The 16,733-nt window shown below is 62.6% G+C and carries 17 protein-coding genes; 13 read left to right on the top strand and 4 right to left on the bottom strand.

The window, feature by feature from the left end:
- Positions 1-434: iron-containing alcohol dehydrogenase (locus L598_RS15805; protein WP_246658779.1), on the bottom strand; the 434-nt coding region annotated here is incomplete at its 3' end.
- A 123-nt stretch (positions 435-557) separates the two neighbouring features.
- Between L598_RS15805 and L598_RS15800 the strand changes: the two genes are divergently transcribed.
- The 6 genes from L598_RS15800 (at position 558) to deoA (ending at position 6,775) form a co-directional block, all read left to right on the top strand.
- Entirely contained in the window at positions 558-2,090 is a 1,533-nt protein-coding gene (locus tag L598_RS15800) for an ABC transporter ATP-binding protein (RefSeq protein ID WP_144864054.1), read from the top strand.
- Entirely contained in the window at positions 2,087-3,220 is a 1,134-nt protein-coding gene (locus tag L598_RS15795; RefSeq protein WP_144864052.1) for an ABC transporter permease, read from the top strand. Before L598_RS15800 ends, L598_RS15795 begins: the two co-directional genes overlap by 4 nt.
- A gap of 1 nt (position 3,221) precedes the next feature.
- On the top strand, positions 3,222-4,193 hold the full coding sequence (locus tag L598_RS15790) for an ABC transporter permease (protein ID WP_144864050.1): 972 nt from the start codon (positions 3,222-3,224) through the stop codon (positions 4,191-4,193).
- A gap of 2 nt (positions 4,194-4,195) precedes the next feature.
- Positions 4,196-4,588 carry a cytidine deaminase gene (locus L598_RS15785; protein ID WP_144864048.1) on the top strand — a complete coding sequence of 131 codons (393 nt, stop codon included), beginning with the start codon at positions 4,196-4,198 and terminating at the stop codon, positions 4,586-4,588.
- Entirely contained in the window at positions 4,585-5,388 is an 804-nt protein-coding gene (locus tag L598_RS15780) for a purine-nucleoside phosphorylase (protein ID WP_144864047.1), read from the top strand. The genes L598_RS15785 and L598_RS15780 overlap by 4 nt, the downstream gene beginning before the upstream one ends.
- A 67-nt stretch (positions 5,389-5,455) precedes the next feature.
- A complete protein-coding gene (gene deoA / locus L598_RS15775; RefSeq protein ID WP_144864045.1) occupies positions 5,456-6,775 on the top strand; it encodes a thymidine phosphorylase in 1,320 nt (439 codons plus the stop codon).
- A 3-nt stretch (positions 6,776-6,778) separates the two neighbouring features.
- Here deoA and upp read toward each other — a convergent pair whose 3' ends face one another.
- On the bottom strand, positions 6,779-7,408 hold the full coding sequence (gene upp, locus L598_RS15770; protein ID WP_144864043.1) for a uracil phosphoribosyltransferase: 630 nt from the start codon (positions 7,406-7,408) through the stop codon (positions 6,779-6,781).
- A 78-nt stretch (positions 7,409-7,486) separates the two neighbouring features.
- On the bottom strand, positions 7,487-8,476 hold the full coding sequence (locus L598_RS15765) for an adenosine deaminase (protein ID WP_144864041.1): 990 nt from the start codon (positions 8,474-8,476) through the stop codon (positions 7,487-7,489).
- 110 nt (positions 8,477-8,586) lie between these two features.
- Between L598_RS15765 and ubiE the strand changes: the two genes are divergently transcribed.
- The 6 genes from ubiE (at position 8,587) to mgrA (ending at position 13,993) form a co-directional block, all read left to right on the top strand.
- Entirely contained in the window at positions 8,587-9,363 is a 777-nt protein-coding gene (ubiE, locus tag L598_RS15760; protein WP_144864038.1) for a bifunctional demethylmenaquinone methyltransferase/2-methoxy-6-polyprenyl-1,4-benzoquinol methylase UbiE, read from the top strand.
- 10 nt (positions 9,364-9,373) lie between these two features.
- On the top strand, positions 9,374-10,948 hold the full coding sequence (ubiB, locus tag L598_RS15755; protein WP_144864036.1) for a 2-polyprenylphenol 6-hydroxylase: 1,575 nt from the start codon (positions 9,374-9,376) through the stop codon (positions 10,946-10,948).
- A 75-nt stretch (positions 10,949-11,023) separates the two neighbouring features.
- Entirely contained in the window at positions 11,024-11,263 is a 240-nt protein-coding gene (locus L598_RS15750; protein ID WP_144864034.1) for a hypothetical protein, read from the top strand.
- Positions 11,260-11,670, top strand: a complete 411-nt coding sequence (locus tag L598_RS15745; RefSeq protein WP_144864032.1) for a type II toxin-antitoxin system VapC family toxin — start codon at positions 11,260-11,262, stop codon at positions 11,668-11,670. Before L598_RS15750 ends, L598_RS15745 begins: the two co-directional genes overlap by 4 nt.
- Before the next feature lie 20 nt (positions 11,671-11,690).
- Complete coding sequence (gene coaBC / locus L598_RS15740) at positions 11,691-12,947, top strand: bifunctional phosphopantothenoylcysteine decarboxylase/phosphopantothenate--cysteine ligase CoaBC (protein WP_144864029.1); 1,257 nt, start codon at positions 11,691-11,693, stop codon at positions 12,945-12,947.
- Positions 12,944-13,993, top strand: coding sequence for an L-glyceraldehyde 3-phosphate reductase (gene mgrA, locus L598_RS15735; RefSeq protein ID WP_144864027.1), 1,050 nt, complete (start codon positions 12,944-12,946; stop codon positions 13,991-13,993). The genes coaBC and mgrA overlap by 4 nt, the downstream gene beginning before the upstream one ends.
- 99 nt (positions 13,994-14,092) lie before the next feature.
- Here mgrA and L598_RS15730 read toward each other — a convergent pair whose 3' ends face one another.
- Positions 14,093-15,526 carry an aldehyde dehydrogenase family protein gene (locus L598_RS15730; RefSeq protein WP_144864025.1) on the bottom strand — a complete coding sequence of 478 codons (1,434 nt, stop codon included), beginning with the start codon at positions 15,524-15,526 and terminating at the stop codon, positions 14,093-14,095.
- Between the two features lie 197 nt (positions 15,527-15,723).
- Here L598_RS15730 and L598_RS15725 point away from each other — a divergent pair, with 197 nt between their 5' ends.
- Positions 15,724-16,710 carry an ABC transporter substrate-binding protein gene (locus tag L598_RS15725; RefSeq protein ID WP_144864023.1) on the top strand — a complete coding sequence of 329 codons (987 nt, stop codon included), beginning with the start codon at positions 15,724-15,726 and terminating at the stop codon, positions 16,708-16,710.
- Positions 16,711-16,733: the final 23 nt, after the last annotated feature.

Raw genomic sequence — 16,733 nt, 5'->3', positions numbered from 1 at the left:
GCGGTTGTCGGCACAAGCACCAGCGGCAGGCGCGGTCCCTTGGCGTTCCCCACGCCCCATGCCTCGTCCAGATCCTCGCCCGAGCCCAACAGGAGCGCGCAGAGCTTGGCGACGTCCTGCGACGAGCCGCCGCCGAAGCCGACCACCGCGTCTGCGCCTGCTGCCCGGCCGGTTTCGACCGCTTTCGTCAGCGTCGCACGTGACGGATCGGCCTCTACCGCATCGAATATCGTCACCGTCATGCCTTGCGCCTCCATCGAGGCGACCGCCTGATCGGTCAGGCCGAGCGCGCGCAACCCCGGATCGGTGATGAAGAGCACCTTCTTGCCGAGCTTCCTTGCCGCTATTTCACCGAGCTGCCCGGTGGCGCCGTCGCGGAAGACGATGGCGGGGGTGGTGTTGAAAGTGAAGGGATCGATAGCTGAGTTCGTCATGGGCCGGAAATTGACAAGCACTGGCGCTTTTGTCGAGAGTCCATGTCGCTCCATGTCGATTGGCAACAGATATCCGGCATGTTACGGATTTGACCAAAAACAAAACAGGGGACAGACCGGAGCATGGCGGAAGCTGCGATCGAGCTGATCGGCATCAACAAGAGTTTCGGCGCGGTTCAGGCCAACCGGGATATCAATCTGGCGATCCCCGCGGGCACCATTCACGGCATTGTCGGCGAGAACGGCGCCGGCAAGTCGACGCTGATGTCGATTCTGTATGGCTTCTATCAGGCCGACAGCGGCGAAATCCGTATCGGTGGAAAGCCCGCCGCCATCAAAACGCCAAGCGACGCCATTGCCGCGGGCATAGGCATGGTGCACCAGCATTTCATGCTGGTGCAGAACTTTACCGTCATCGAAAACGTGATCCTCGGGGCCGAGGGCCAACCGCTACTGAAGACCTCTATTGCCAAGGCGCGGTCGGAGCTTGAACGGCTGGAGCGCGACTACGGGCTGGAGGTCAATCCCGATGCGGTCGTGGAAGAGCTTCCGGTCGGATTGCAGCAGCGCGTGGAAATCCTGAAGGCGCTGTTCCGTGGCGCCGATATCCTGATCCTCGACGAGCCGACCGGCGTTCTGACCCCGGCAGAGGCCGATCATCTTTTCCGCATTCTCCGCCAGCTCAAGGAGGAGGGTAAGACGATCGTGCTGATCACGCACAAGCTGCGCGAGATCATGGCGGTCACGGACAATGTCTCTGTCATGCGTCAGGGCGCGCTTGTGGCAACGCGCAAGACCAGTGAGACCACCGTCGAAGAGCTTGCCGAGCTGATGGTCGGCCGCCGGGTCCTGTTGCGTGTCGAAAAGGGGACCGCCGCGCCGGGTGAGGTCCTGCTTTCGGTCCGCAATCTGACGGTCAAGGACTCGCGCGGCGTGACCATGGTCGACAATGTCTCTTTCGATGTCCGCGCCGGCGAGATCGTGGGGATCGCAGGCGTTGCCGGCAACGGGCAGTCGGAATTGCTGGAAACCATTTCAGGCATTCGCGTCGCGGTCTCCGGGACCGTCACCTTGGCGGGACAGCCCATCGACCTGACGAGCGAGGCCGATCCGGGCGAATTGCGCGAGCGCGGATTGGCCCATGTTCCCGAGGATCGCCATCACATGGGCCTCGTGCTGGCCTTCGAGGAGAACGAGAATGCCATTCTCGGCTATCACGACCAGTCGCATTATCTGCGAGGCCCCTTCCTCGATATCGAGGCGATCCGCGACGATGCCAGGGAAAAGATCGGAAAATACGATATCCGCCCTTCCGACTGCCGCCTCAAAACCGCGAATTTCTCCGGCGGCAATCAGCAGAAGATCGTGCTTTCACGCGAGATGGAGCGCGACCCGAAGGTGCTGATCGTCGGCCAGCCGACGCGCGGCGTTGACGTCGGCGCCATCGAATTCATCCATCGGCGCCTGATCGATATGCGCGATCAGGGCAAGGCGGTGCTGCTTGTTTCCGTAGAGCTGGACGAGATCAGGTCGCTGGCCGATCGTATACTGGTCATGTTTGCAGGCCGCATCGTAGGCGAGCGGGGCCCAGATGCCACGGAACGCGAATGCGGCCTCCTGATGGCCGGTATCGACAATAGGGAGGCGGCTGAGTGAGCACTCCCTATGCAAAGCTTCCGGCCTGGGCCGATTACGGACTGATTCCGCTCGTCAATCTGCTGGTTGCCTTCATCGTCGCCGGGCTGGTCGTGCTTCTCGTCGGAGAGAACCCGTTCCGGGCAGCAGCCATACTCGTCGAAGGCGCATTTGGCGGCGGGCAGGCCATCGCCTATACGCTCTACTACGCGACGAGCTTCATCTTCACCGGACTGGCAGTGGCGGTCGCCTTTCATTGCGGACTTTTCAACATAGGCGGTGAGGGCCAGGCCTATGTCGGCGGGCTTGGCGTGGCTCTCATCTGCCTCAGCTTTGACGGTACGTTCCCGTGGTGGATCAACTTTCCGCTGGCAACCCTCGGGGCCGCGGCGGCCGGCGCGTTGTGGGCGCTGATCCCTGCCTATCTACAGGCGAAGCGCGGTTCCCACATCGTCATCACCACCATCATGTTCAACTTCATCGCCGCCAGCCTGATGGTCTATCTGCTGGTGGACGTGTTGAAGCCCGCCGGCTCCATGGCGCCGCAGACCCGTACCTTTCTGGAAGGCGGGCAGTTGCCGAAGCTCAACTGGGTGATCGAAGCCTTCGGACTGCCCATCCGTTCCGCGCCCTTCAACCTTTCCTTCCTGCTGGCATTGATAGCGGCTTTCCTTGTCTGGGTGCTGATCTGGCGCACGCGGCTGGGCTACGAGATCCGCACGCGCGGCCACAGCCCCCGCGCGGCGCGTTATGCGGGCATCGGCGAAACGCGCATCATCATCGTCACGATGCTGATCTCAGGCGCCCTGGCGGGCATGATGGCGCTCAACCCGGTCATGGGCGACCAGGGCAGGCTGCAGCTAGATTTCGTCACCGGCGCCGGCTTTGTCGGCATCGCCGTGGCTCTGATGGGCCGATCCCATCCCGCAGGGATCGTACCAGCGGCGATCCTGTTCGGCATGCTTTACCAGGGCGGTGCCGAACTCGCTTTCGAGATGCCGGCAATCTCGCGCGACATGATCGTCATCATTCAGGGGCTGGTAATCCTTTTCGCTGGCGCGCTGGAGAACATGTTCCGGCCCTATATCCAGACGATCTTCGCCAGCCTCAAGCCACGATCGGCCGGGTTGGCGGCCGAGAAGGGAGGTTGAAGTGGATTTCTTCAACACTCTCGTCCTGCTTCTCGATTCCATGGTCCGGCTGAGCGTGCCGCTGCTCTTTGCGGCACTGGCGGGACTCTATTCCGAACGCTCCGGCATTTTCGACATCGGGCTGGAAGGGAAAATGCTCGCCGGGGCCTTCGCCTCCGGCGCAGCGGCGGCGGTGAGCGGTTCGGCCTGGCTCGGGCTCTGTGCTGCCGTGGCCATCTCTGTCTTTCTCTCGCTTGTCCACGGCTTCGCCTCGATCACCCATCGCGGCAACCAGATCGTCTCCGGCGTCGCCATCAATTTCATTGCCGCCGGCTCGACCATTATTCTCGGCCAGGCATGGTTCAGCCAGGGCGGGCGAACGCCGCTCCTAGGTGCTGACAGCCGGTTTGGAGCCGTCCGCCTGCCTTTTGCCGAGGCAGTCCGTGATGTGCCGATCCTCGGGCCGATCTATTCGGAGCTCCTGTCGGGGCATTCGATCCTCGTATATATCGCCTTCCTCATGGTGCCTTTCACCTGGTGGGTGCTTTTCCGCACGCGCTTCGGATTGCGGCTGAGGGCGGTTGGAGAGAACCCCGCGGCTGTCGACACCGCCGGCATCTCCGTGGAATGGTTGCGCTATCGCGCGGTGATCTGCACCGGCATCCTGACGGGATTGGCCGGTACCTATCTGGCGCTGGCGCAGAATGCCGGCTTCGTGAAGGACATGTCTGCCGGCCGTGGTTTCATCGCGCTCGCCGCTCTCATCTTCGCCAAGTGGAAACCCGTGCCGGTGATGTTCGCCTGCCTGCTCTTCGGCTTCCTCGACGCGACATCGATCCGGTTTCAAGGCACGCCCCTGCCGCTGATCGGCCCCGTCCCGGTGCAGTTCATGCAGGCGCTGCCTTACATCCTGACCGTCATTCTTCTGGCTGGCTTCATCGGCAAGGCGATCCCGCCGCGTGCCGGCGGGCAACCCTATGTCAAGGAGCGCTAAGCATGGCGCATGATCTCTTCGAGGCGGCGGAAGCGGCTATGCGCAAGGCTTATGCGCCTTATTCGAAATTCCCGGTAGGCGCCGCCCTGCGCACCGCCGAAGGCAGAATCCATGCTGGCTGCAATATCGAGAATGCCTCCTATCCCGAAGGCTGGTGCGCGGAGACGACGGCGCTCGGTGCCTTCGTCATGGCAGGCGGCGGGACGATTTGCGAAATCGCGGTCGTGGCGGAGAAGATGCCGCGCATCATGCCCTGCGGCGGATGCCGGCAGCGCCTGTCGGAATTCGTCGCCAGCGATGCGACCCTGCATCTGTGCGACGAGACCGGTATCGTGGAATCCGTCCCGTTCACGTCCGTCTTCCCGCGCGGTTTTAACTTGGAACAGAACCGGTGAAGGAGGCTGTCGATCGTCTCGTCGAAAGGCTGGGCGGGCTTGCGCCGACTGTTGCCGTCGTACTGGGTTCCGGTCTCGGCAGTCTCGTGGAAGACGTCGAAAATGCGCTTCGCATTCCCTATGCGGAGCTTCCCGGCTTCCCGCAGAGCGGCGTGACCGGACATGCCGGGGAACTGGTCGCCGGCATGTTTTCCGGTTCGCCCGTCATCATGCTGGCCGGACGGTCCCATTATTATGAGCACGGCAATGCTGCGGCCATGCGTCCGGCGATCGAAGTCCTTGCGGGGATAGGCGTGACGACGCTGATTCTGACCAATGCAGCGGGATCCTTGCATGCGGAAATGCCGGCCGGCTCCGTCATGCTGATCGAGGACCACATTAATTTTTCCGGCGCGAATCCGCTCATCGGGGAGGCGAGCGACCGGCGCTTCGTTGGTCTGACCGAGACCTATGATGCTGATCTGCGCGCGGCGATACTCGCAGCCGCCGAACGCGTCGGCCTTCGGCTTCACCGCGGCGTCTATATGTGGTTCTCCGGCCCTACCTTTGAGACGCCGGCCGAGATCCGCATGGCCCGCATTCTCGGTGCGGATGCGGTCGGCATGTCCACCGTTCCCGAGGCGATCCTGGCCCGCTTTTGCGGGTTGAAGGTCGCCGCCTGCTCGGTGATCACCAATCTCGCCGCCGGCATGACGGGCGCGGAGATGTCGCATGAGGAGACCAAGGATATGGCCCCCATCGGCGGCGCCCGGCTGGCGATGGTCCTCAAAGAGCTGCTGAAGGCACGGCTGGATGGATGAGCCAGCGCGTATCACCCCCCACGGGGATGGCATAGAACGAGAACTCCCTGGCAAGGCAGCTTGAGCCATGCTCGCCCAGGAGATCATCCGCAAGAAACGCGACGGCGACGCGCTGACCGCCGACGAGATAGCGGCCTTTGTGTCCGGGCTCAGTTCCGGCGTCATCTCCGAGGGGCAGGTTGCCGCCTTCGGCATGGCTATATTCCTCAATGGAATGAGTCGCGAGGAAACCGTCGCGCTGACCCTTGCCATGCGTGATTCCGGCGAGGTGCTCGACTGGTCCTATCTCCCCGGCCCGGTAACGGACAAGCACTCCACCGGCGGCGTCGGCGACAATGTCTCGCTCATGCTGGCGCCGATCGTGGCGGCTTGTGGCGCGTTCGTGCCCATGATCTCGGGACGCGGCCTGGGACATACGGGCGGCACGCTCGACAAGATGGATTCCATCCCGGGCTATCAAAGCCAGCCGGACAATGCCCTGTTCCGCAAGACGGTGCGGGAGGTCGGCTGCGCCATCATCGGTCAGACGGCCGATCTGGCTCCCGCCGACAAGCGTTTCTATGCAATCCGCGACGTCACGGCGACCGTCGAATCCATACCGCTCATCACCGCCTCGATCCTGGCAAAAAAGCTTGCCGCCGGCCTGCAATCGCTGGTTCTCGACGTGAAATCGGGAAATGGCGCGTTCATGGCCGATGCCCGCAAGGCGCGCGCGCTTGCGGGCAGCCTTGTCGAGGTGGCCAACGGCGCCGGGCTTCCTGCCGCTGCGCTCATTACCGACATGAACGAGCCGCTTGCCTCGGCTGCGGGCAATGCAGTCGAGGTGATCAACGCCGTCGATTTTCTTACCGGTCGCAGACGCGATCCGCGACTCGGCGAGGTCGTGATGGCCCTGGCGGCGGAAATGCTTCGGGCCGCGGGCATCGCGGCCTCCGACCAGGAAGCATCTTCACGCACCCGCGAGGCGCTGGATAGCGGCCGCGCGGCAGAAATCTTCGGCCGTATGGTCAAAACCCTCGGCGGTCCCCCGGATTTCATCGAGGATTGTCGGAAGCATATGCCGGAAGCGAAGGTAAAAGTCCCGGTCAAGGCCCGCCGCGACGGGTTTGTTTCGGCGATTGCCACGCGCGATATCGGGCTCGCCGTGGTCGAGCTCGGCGGCGGCCGGAGACGGCCGGAGGACAAGGTCGATCACACCGTGGGTCTGACGGAATTCCTGCCCATCGGCGCCGAAGTGCGGCGTGGCGATCCGCTGGCGATGGTTCATGCCCGCTCGACGGGGGATGCCAAGCAGGCCGTGGCCAGCGTCACCCGTGCATACGGCATTGCCGATGAAAGACCCGTGCCGCGAAATCCCGTCATGCGCCGCATTGCCGGCGAAGAATAGGACCTATTTCGTCCCGTACATCCTGTCGCCGGCATCGCCGAGACCGGGCACGATATAGCCGGACTCGTTGAGACGCTCGTCTATGGCAGCCGTAAATACGGGTACGTCCGGATGCGCTGTCGTGAAGCGTTCGATGCCCTCCGGCGCAGCCAGCAGACACAGGAAGCGGATATTGGTCGCCCCCCGGCTTTTCAACTTGTCGACTGCCGCGATGGCCGAATTGGCGGTCGCAAGCATCGGGTCCACGACAATGACGAGGCGGTCGGCGAGATCGCTTGGCGACTTGAAGAAATATTCCACCGCCTCCAGGGTCTCATGGTCCCGGTAAAGGCCGATATGCGCGACCCGGGCGGCGGGTACCAGATCGAGCATGCCGTCGAGGAGACCGTTGCCGGCGCGCAGAACAGAAGCGAAGACCAGCTTCTTGCCCTCAAGCGTCGGCGCTTCCATGGTCTGAAGCGGCGTTTCGATTATCCGCGTCGTCAGCTGCAGGTCGCGGGTCACTTCGTAGCAGAGCAGCAGCGATATCTCGCGAAGCAACTGTCGGAACCCTGCCGTCGAGGTCTCCTTGTCGCGCATTATGGTGAGCTTGTGCTGCACCAGCGGATGATCGACGACGGTCACGCCGTTCATTTGCACTCTCCGGTAAATATCTGTCGGTTTGATACTAGCGGCTTCGAGCGCCCGACAACACCGCAAAGAAAATCGCGATCACAGCTTTGTCTCGTCGGGCGTGTGCTGCTCGAGGGACGCAAGAAGTCTGGCCCTGGTCCGCTCGTCGACGAATGCGGCCTCGATTGCCACTCGCGTGATGCCGGCGAGTTCTCCTTCCGTCAGCCCGAAATGCTGGGCTGCCACTTCATATTCGCGCGCGAGGCTGGTCGCGAAATAGGGCGGATCGTCGGAATTGAGCGTCAGCCTGCATCCCGCTGTCCGAAGCTGCGGAAAGGGATGGTGGGCAAAATCCGGAAACACCTGCAGCGCGACATTGGAGACAGGACAGACTTCCAGAACCACGCTCTCATCTGCGATCTTGCGCACGAGATCGGGATTCTCGATGGCCCGGACACCGTGGCCGATCCGCGACGGACGGTAATGGTCCAGCGCGGCGGCGACGCTCTCCCAGCCTGCGAGTTCGCCGGCATGGACCGTTATCCCGAGGCCGGCGTCGCGGGCAATGTCGAAAGCCCGGATATAGTCCCGGGAATCGCCAAAGCGTTCTTCGCCCGCCATGCCGAAACCGGTGACCAGCCGATGTCGGCAATCCGCGGCAAAGCGGGCGGCTGCTTCCACTGCTTCGGGGCCGTAATGACGGATGCCGGTCACGATCATCCGGGCTTCTATTCCGGTCTTCTCCTTCGCTCGCCGGATGCCCTCGCCGAGCGCGTCCGTGTATTTGGCAGGCGGCAGGCCTGCCGTTCGCGCATGATCCGGAGAGATGAAGATCTCGGAATAAAGGGCACCCTCCCTGGCCAGGCCGGTCAGATAATGCTCGGCAAGCAAAGCGTAATCTTCCCCGGTCCGGAACAGGCCGGCCGCCGCGTCATAGGTGGCAAGGAAGCTGGTAAAGTCGTGCCAGACGAATGCGCCGTCCCGAACGAAGGCGGAAATGTCCTTACCGTATTTCTGTGCCTGCCGCTCGACCAGTTCCGGCGGAGCCGCCCCTTCGATATGGCAATGCAGTTCGGCTTTTGGAACCATATCCAGGCCCTCTTGTTCTTCCGCCGCGGCGCTTCGATGCGGCGCCGGGCTTGACAATAGCGCCCCCACCAAGGATGGGCTATGGTCCCTCGTTCCATTGGAAGATGACGATGTCCGAACAGCGCACGACAGCACACGGAGGCATGGAGACCAGCTACGGTTTCCGCCAGGTGGGTGAGCATGAGAAGCAGAGGCTGGTCAACGACGTCTTCCATCGCGTCGCCAACCGCTATGACCTGATGAACGATCTCATGTCCGGCGGCCTGCATCGGCTGTGGAAAGATGCCATGATCAGCTGGCTGAACCCGCCGAAACGGCCGGGCTGGAGGGCGCTGGACGTTGCCGGCGGCACAGGGGACATAGCTTTCCGCATCCTCGAGGCTTCCCGCGAAAATGCGCAGGTTACCGTGCTCGACATCAACGGCTCCATGCTTGGCGTCGGGCGCGACCGCGCCGCGAGGGCGCATCCCGGCGCGGCCATCGATTTCGTCGAAGCCAATGCGGAAGAGCTGCCCTTCGAGGATTCGATTTTCGACGCCTATACGATCGCCTTCGGCATCCGCAATGTGCCGCATATCGACCGCGCCCTTGCGGAAGCTTTCCGGGTGCTTCGGCCCGGCGGACGCTTCCTCTGCCTCGAATTTTCGCAGGTGGAGATGCCGCTTCTCGACAAGGTCTACGAAGCCTGGTCGTTCCAGGCCATTCCGAGGATCGGGAACGCCGTTGCAGGCGACGGCGAGCCTTATCGCTATCTCGTCGAATCGATCCGCAAGTTCCCCAATCAGGAGAATTTCGCCGCCATGATACGCCGGGCCGGCTTCGAAAGGGTCACCTGGCGCAATTATTCCGGCGGCATTGCCGCGCTGCATTCCGGCTGGAAGCTTTGAAAATCGCCGCATGAGCATAGTCGGCGCATATTTCCGCCTCGCGCATGCGGGCTGGGTTCTGGTACGCGAGGGCGTCGTCACCGCGCTTCCCGGCGACCAGCTTACGGGCCTGCCCCGTTTCGGCTGGCGGATGGCGAAGCTCCTCTCACGCCGCCGTTCCAGCAAGCGCGACCGGTCGGAACGGCTGGCCAAGGCGGTCGACAGGCTTGGTCCATCCTATGTGAAGCTTGGCCAGTTCCTGGCGACGCGGCCCGATGTCGTCGGTCAGCAACTGGCCCGCGATCTGGCCAATCTCCAGGACCGGATGGATACCTTTCCGATGGCCGAATCCATCGCCGCGATAGAGGATTCCCTTGGCCGGCCGCTGGACGAGATCTACGGCGAGTTCAGCGAGCCCGTGGCGGCCGCATCGATAGCGCAGGTGCATTTTGCAACGATCGACCGGGACGGGGAGCAGGTGCCCGTTGCGGTGAAGGTCATCCGGCCGGGTGTGCGCAGGCGCTTCGCCAATGATCTGGAAAGCTATTTCCTGGCGGCCCGCCTGCAGGAACGCTTCATACCCTCTTCGCGCCGCCTGCGCCCGGTGGAAGTGGCGCGGACGCTTGCCCAGACGACCAAGATCGAGATGGATATGCGCCTCGAGGCGGCCGCCATTTCCGAGCTTCACGAGAACACCAAGGACGATCCCGGCTTTCGTGTGCCATGGGTCGACTGGCAGCGGACGGGCCGGGACGTCGTTACCCTCGAATGGGTCGACGGCATCAAGATGTCCGATGTCGAGGGCCTGCGCGAGGCTGGGCACGACCTCGAACGCCTGGCGACAAATCTCATCCAGTCCTTCCTGCGGCACACGCTGCGCGACGGCTTCTTCCATGCCGACATGCATCCGGGAAACCTCTTCGTGCAGGCCGATGGCACGATCGTCGCGGTCGATTTCGGCATTATGGGCCGGATCGGAAAGAAGGAGCGGCGGTTTCTGGCCGAAATCCTCTACGGTTTCATCACGCGCGATTTCCGCCGCGTGGCCGAAGTGCATTTCGAGGCAGGCTATGTGCCGGCCCATCATGATGTCGCTGCTTTTGCGCAGGCCTTGCGCGCCATCGGGGAGCCGATCCACGGCCAGTCTGCCGAGACCATCTCCATGGCACGGCTGCTGACGCTGCTGTTCGAGGTCACCGAACTTTTCGACATGCAGACACGGCCCGAGCTGCTTCTGCTGCAGAAGACCATGGTGGTGGTGGAAGGCGTGGCGCGCACGCTGGATCCGCATTTCAACATGTGGAGGGCCTCGGAGCCGGTCGTGTCGGACTGGATAGCCGGCAATCTCGGCCCCCGCGCCTTGATCACGGATGCTCGGGAGGGCGTGGCTGCCTTGCTGGCATTGGCCCGCCAGGCGCCCGAGCTCGCCGCCCGCACGGAAAGGCTTTCGCGCGAAATCGACGCCATGGCGGAAAAGGGCCTTCGTTTCGATAGCGAAACGGCCGAGGCTATCGGCCGCTCCGAAGCACGTCATAGCCGTTTTGGGCGCATCGCCCTCTGGCTGATGGCACTGGCCCTGATCTGGATCGCCTGGCAGGTGAGCTGACGCCTGCATGGCATGCAGTGCTAGCATTGCATGCAGATTGTGTCGGCGCTATCTTCCCTGGAAAAGGAAGAGTTCATGGGTACTCTCACGATCCGTAATCTTGATGACACGGTGAAAAAGGAACTGCGCAAACGCGCGGCGGAGCATGGCGTCTCCATGGAACAGGAGGCCCGCAATCTTCTTGCCGAGAGCCTTGGCTTGAGCAAGCGCAGGAAAGTTCCGGTGGAGAAGATCCTGGAACTGGGCATCAAGCCCGAGACGCCGTTCGACCTTAAGAAGGTCAGCGATGAGATGTGGGACGAGGGCCTTCTTTGAAATCTCTTGTTGTGGACACGTCCGTCCTGATCGCAATCCTCAACAAGGAACCCGAGGCCCGTCTTTTTGCCACGACCTGCCATGCGGCGGAGACCTTGTTCGTCAGTGTTGCGACGCTTCATGAGGCTCACTGTGTTGCTGTCCGACGCCGGATGGAAGATGGCCCCGCGCGACTTGACGAATTGGCCGGACGGCTTGAATTGATTTCTGTCCCTTTCGACCGGCCCCAGCTTGCGGCCGCAAGGGTCGGCTACGCGAAATATGGACGCGGCACGGGTCATCCGGCGAACCTGAACATGGGTGACTGCTTCGCCTATGCTCTCGCGGCAACCCGCGACCTGCCGCTCCTTTTCAAGGGCGATGATTTCGTCCATACCGATGTGCGGCCGGCGCTGACGCCGGCATGAGCGAGGGATGCCGGCAGCCCATGATCCTTTCCGGAAAGCGTATCCTCCTGATCATTGGCGGAGGGATTGCCGCCTATAAATGCCTTGATCTCATCCGCCGCCTGCGCGAGCGGGGCGCGTCGGTGCGCTGCGTCATGACTCAGGCGGCGCAGGAATTCGTCACGCCTCTTTCCGTCGGCTCGCTGTCGGCGGATCATGTTTTCACGGATCTCTTCGACCGCAGGGACGAGTACGATGTCGGCCATGTGCGGCTGTCGCGCGAGGCGGATCTGGTCGTGGTCGCCCCGGCGACGGCCGATCTCATGGCGAAGCTTGCGGCCGGCCTTGCCAACGACCTCGCATCCGCCGTCCTTCTGGCGACGGACAAGAAAGTGCTCATGGCGCCGGCCATGAACCCGCATATGTGGAGCCATCCGGCGACCCGGCGCAACCTTGAGACCCTGAAGGGCGACGGCGTCCGCTTCGTCGGCCCGAACCGCGGTGAAATGGCAGAGACCGGGGAGGCGGGCGAAGGCCGCATGGCGGAGCCGCTGGAGATCGTCTCGGCAATCGAAGGCATGCTGGACCCGGGTCCGAAGCCTTTGGCAGGACGCGTGATCGTCATCACGTCAGGCCCCACCCACGAGTCGATCGATCCGGTGCGCTATATCGCCAACCGCTCCTCGGGCAAGCAGGGCCACGCCATTGCTGGCGCGCTCGCCCGTCTCGGCGCCGAGGTTCATCTCGTTTCCGGGCCGGTGGCCATTCCTGACCCCCTCGGCGTTGCGACGACCCACGTCCAGAGCGCCCGCGAGATGCATGATGCCGTCGAAGCGCTGCTGCCTGCCGATGCCGCTATCTTCGTCGCGGCGGTGGCCGATTGGCGGCCGAAGATGGAGAGTGGCGAAAAGATGAAGAAACGCGCCGGAGAAGGTGCGCCCACCCTTCCTCTCGTCGAAAATCCGGACATTCTGGCCTCGGTGGGTCGTCACAAGAAGCGGCCCCGGCTCGTCATCGGCTTTGCCGCCGAGACGGAGAACCTGATCGAGCATGCCCGCGCCAAGCTCGCGAAAAAGGGTGCGGATATCATCATTGCCAATGACGTTTCCCATGACAGCGGACTCGGCCCGTCCGGCGTGATGGGCGGAGACCACAATCTGGTTCGCGTCGTGACCGCCGACGGCGTGGACGAATGGGAGGCCATGGGCAAGGACGAAGTAGCGGAAAAACTCGCGGCGCTCGTGGCGGAACGGTTGACGACGCCGGGGCATGACAAGACAACGGAGAAGCGGAAATGAATTGGCGTCCGACGGAAAACCGGTACGAAACCATGATCTATAACCGATGCGGCCGTTCCGGGCTCAAGCTGCCGGCGATTTCTCTCGGTCTCTGGCACAATTTCGGCGACGCCACGCCGCACACGACCAAACAGGCGATCTGCCGCCGCGCCTTCGATCTCGGCATCACCCATTTCGATCTGGCCAATAATTACGGCCCGCCTCCCGGTTCGGCCGAGATCGCCTTCGGTACGCTCCTGCGCACGGATTTTGCCGGCCACCGGGACGAGATGATCATCTCCACCAAGGCCGGTTACCGGATGTGGCCCGGCCCTTACGGTGAATGGGGCAGCCGCAAATATCTGCTGGCCAGTCTTGACCAGAGCCTGGAAAGGCTAGGGATCGATTATGTCGATATCTTTTACTCACATCGTTTCGATTCCGAAACGCCTCTCGAGGAAACCATGATGGCGCTGGATCAGGCGGTCCGGTCGGGAAAGGCGCTTTATGTCGGCATCTCCTCCTACAATTCGCGCCGCACCCGCGAGGCGGTCGCGATCCTGAAGGAGCTGGGGACGCCGTGCCTCATCCATCAGCCCAGCTATTCCATGATCAATCGCTGGATCGAGGAAGACGGCCTTCTGGACACGCTGGATGAACTCGGCATCGGCTCCATCGTCTTCTCGCCGCTGGCCCAGGGGATGCTGACGGACAAATATCTTTCAGGCATCCCGGAGGAGAGCCGGGCGTCGAAAAAGGCGTCTCTTTCGCAAGACTTCCTGACCGAGCAGAATATCCAGAACATCCGGGCGTTGAACGAGATAGCCAAACGGCGCGGCCAGACACTGGCGCAGATGGCGATTGCCTGGGTTTTGCGCGGCGGACGCGTCACCACGGCCCTTATCGGTGCAAGCCGTCCCGAGCAGGTGGACGACTGCGTTGGCGCGCTGCAGAATCTTGAATTTTCGAACGAGGAACTTTCCGAGATCGACCGCTACGCCCGCGACGCCAACATCAATCTCTGGGCGGCATCGGCGGAACGGAAAGGCCCCGCCCGCCGCAACTGACATGTCCGGAACGCTGTGCATCCAGTGGTGCACAGCGTTCCGGATGTTTGATTGATCACCGGATCATTCCGAAAAACGAATCCGTTTCGATCCGATTGTTCAGGCAAGCGTATAGGCGGTCTTGACCGTCGTATAGAATTCCGCCGCATAGCGCCCCTGCTCGCGCGGACCGTAGCTCGAGCCCTTGCGTCCGCCGAAAGGCACATGGAAATCCACACCTGCCGTTGGAAGGTTCACCATGACCATGCCTGCTTCCGCATTGCGCTTGAAATGCGTCGCATGTTTCAGGCTGGTCGTGCAGATGCCTGCCGAAAGGCCGAAAGGCGTGTCGTTCGCCAGCGCCAGGGCCTCGTCATAATCCTTGGCGCGGATCACGTTCGCCACCGGGCCGAAGATTTCCTCGCGGGAAATGCGCATTTCGTTGGTGGTCTCGGTAAACAATGCTGGCTGCAAATAGAAGCCTGGGGTCTCGCGATTCAGCCGTTCTCCGCCGAAAACCAGTCTGGCGCCCTCCTCGCGGCCTATGCCGATATATTTCTCGTCCTGGGCGAGCTGGTTCTCGTCCACGACGGGACCGATATGCGTGCCCTCCTTCAGGGCATTGTCCACCACCAGCTTCTTCAGCCTCTCGGTGACGGCGTCCACGAAGCGGTCGTGGATGCCCTCCGTCACGATCAGGCGCGAAGAGGCGGTGCAACGCTGGCCGGTGGAGAAGAATGCGCCGTTCACCGCGCATTCGACTGCCGTGTTCATGTCGGCATCGTCGAGCACGACGAGCGGATTCTTGCCGCCCATTTCGAGCTGGAACTTGCGCATGTGCTCGACCGAGGCGGCTGCCACCCGCTTACCCGTCGAGACCGAGCCGGTGAAGGTGATCGCGTCGATATCCGGGCTGTCGAGCATCGCCTGGCCGACGACCGAACCCTTGCCCATGATGAGGTTGAGGACGCCCTTCGGCAGGCCGGCCCGGTGCAGGATATCGACGATCGCCCAGGAGCAGCCGGGCACGAGTTCGGCTGGCTTGAAGACGATCGTATTGCCGTAGCAGAGCGCTGGTGCGATCTTCCAGGCGGGGATTGCAATGGGGAAGTTCCACGGCGTGATGATGCCCACCACGCCGACAGCCTCGCGCGTGATTTCGACACCGACGCCGGGACGCACGGAGGGAACGGTCTCGCCGGAAAGCCTCAAGGCCTCGCCGGCGAAGAAATCGAATATCTGCGCGGCGCGCACGGTCTCGCCAATGCCCTCGGCCAGGGTCTTGCCCTCTTCGCGCGAAAGCAGCCGGCCCAGCTCGTCCTTGCGAGCCAGGATCTCGTCCGAGGCCTTGCGCAGGACCGCATGCCTTTCCAGAAGCCCGGAGCGCGACCAGGAGGGGGCGGCGGCCTTGGCCGCGGCAATCGCCGCTTTGGCGTCGTCCGCCGTTGCCCGCGCATATTCGCCGACCACGTCGTTCGTGTCGGAAGGGTTGATATTCGCAACGCCTTCCCCTTCGATCCATTCGCCGTCGATTAGGTTCTTGTGCAGTGCCATGGAATTCTCCTGAGAAAGGCAGACAGGTCGCCCCTCCTTCAGCATGAAGCCGTCCGCCGCGTCAACCGCTGATCCATTCGGCAAATGCCGGCCGCCACCGGAATCAGGGCTTGCCGTATTGTGGAGCCCGCTGTCATAGAAAGGTAACACAGCGCGCCTACGCCGATTCATCTTCCCTCAATGGCAAGGAGCGTGTGATGCATATAATTGTGAAGGCCTTTGTCGCAGGCGCTGCGCTGCTGGGCGCGGTTTCCGGCGCGGCGGCGGTGGAGGGTACGCTGACCCTGTACACAAGTCAGCCGAACAACGATGCCCAGCAGACCATCGATGCTTTCATGGCAAAATACCCGGACGTGAAAGTGACATTCGTTCGTGACGGCACGACGAAGCTCATGGCGAAGCTGCAGGCGGAACTGGAAGCCGGCTCCTCTCCCGCCGATCTGCTCCTGATCGCGGACAGCGTCACGATGGAGGACATGGCAAAGGACGGCAAGCTGATGGCCTATCCGGAAGCGGACGTTTCCGCCTATGACGAGGCGATCCAGGATCTGGAGCGGATGTGGTTCCCGACCAAGCTGATCACCACCGGTATCGTCTACAACACGAATGCACCAATGAAGCCTGCCTCCTGGAGCGACCTTCTGAAGGAGGAGGCCAAGGGCCAGGTGGCAATGCCGTCTCCGCTGACCTCGGGTGCCGCGCTCATCCATACCCAGGCGATCGTCGCCAACCTGGAGCAGGGCTGGAATTACTACGAGCAACTGGCCGCCAGCGGCGCGCAGGCCTCCGGCGGCAATGGCGGCGTTTTGCAGGCGGTTGCCGGCGGCGAAAAGCTTTATGGCATGATCGTCGATTTCATGCCGATCCGCGAGAAGGCGAAGGGCGCTCCTGTCGATTTCGTGTTCCCTGAAGAGGGCGTCTCCGCCATTTCCGAGCCGGTCGCCATTCTCGCCAATACGAAGAACCCCGAGGCCGCCAAGGCATTCGTCGATTTCCTGATCTCGCGCGAAGGTCAGGAAATGGCGGTGTCTCAGGGTTACATGCCGGCTCATCCCGATGTGGCGCCGCCGGATGGCTTCCCTCCGCTTTCCGAGATCAAGGTCATGCCCTTCGATCCGCAGAAGGCATTGGAATCCGCGGAAGCCGACAAGGAAAAATTCGCCGGCATCTTCGGCCAGGACTGAGCCGGACGGCATGTGCGAAAGAC

It is taken from the genome of Mesorhizobium sp. J18, assembly GCF_007829525.1.
GTDB lineage: Bacteria > Pseudomonadota > Alphaproteobacteria > Rhizobiales > Rhizobiaceae > VLJP01.
This window is presented reverse-complemented; position numbering and strand designations above follow the sequence as displayed.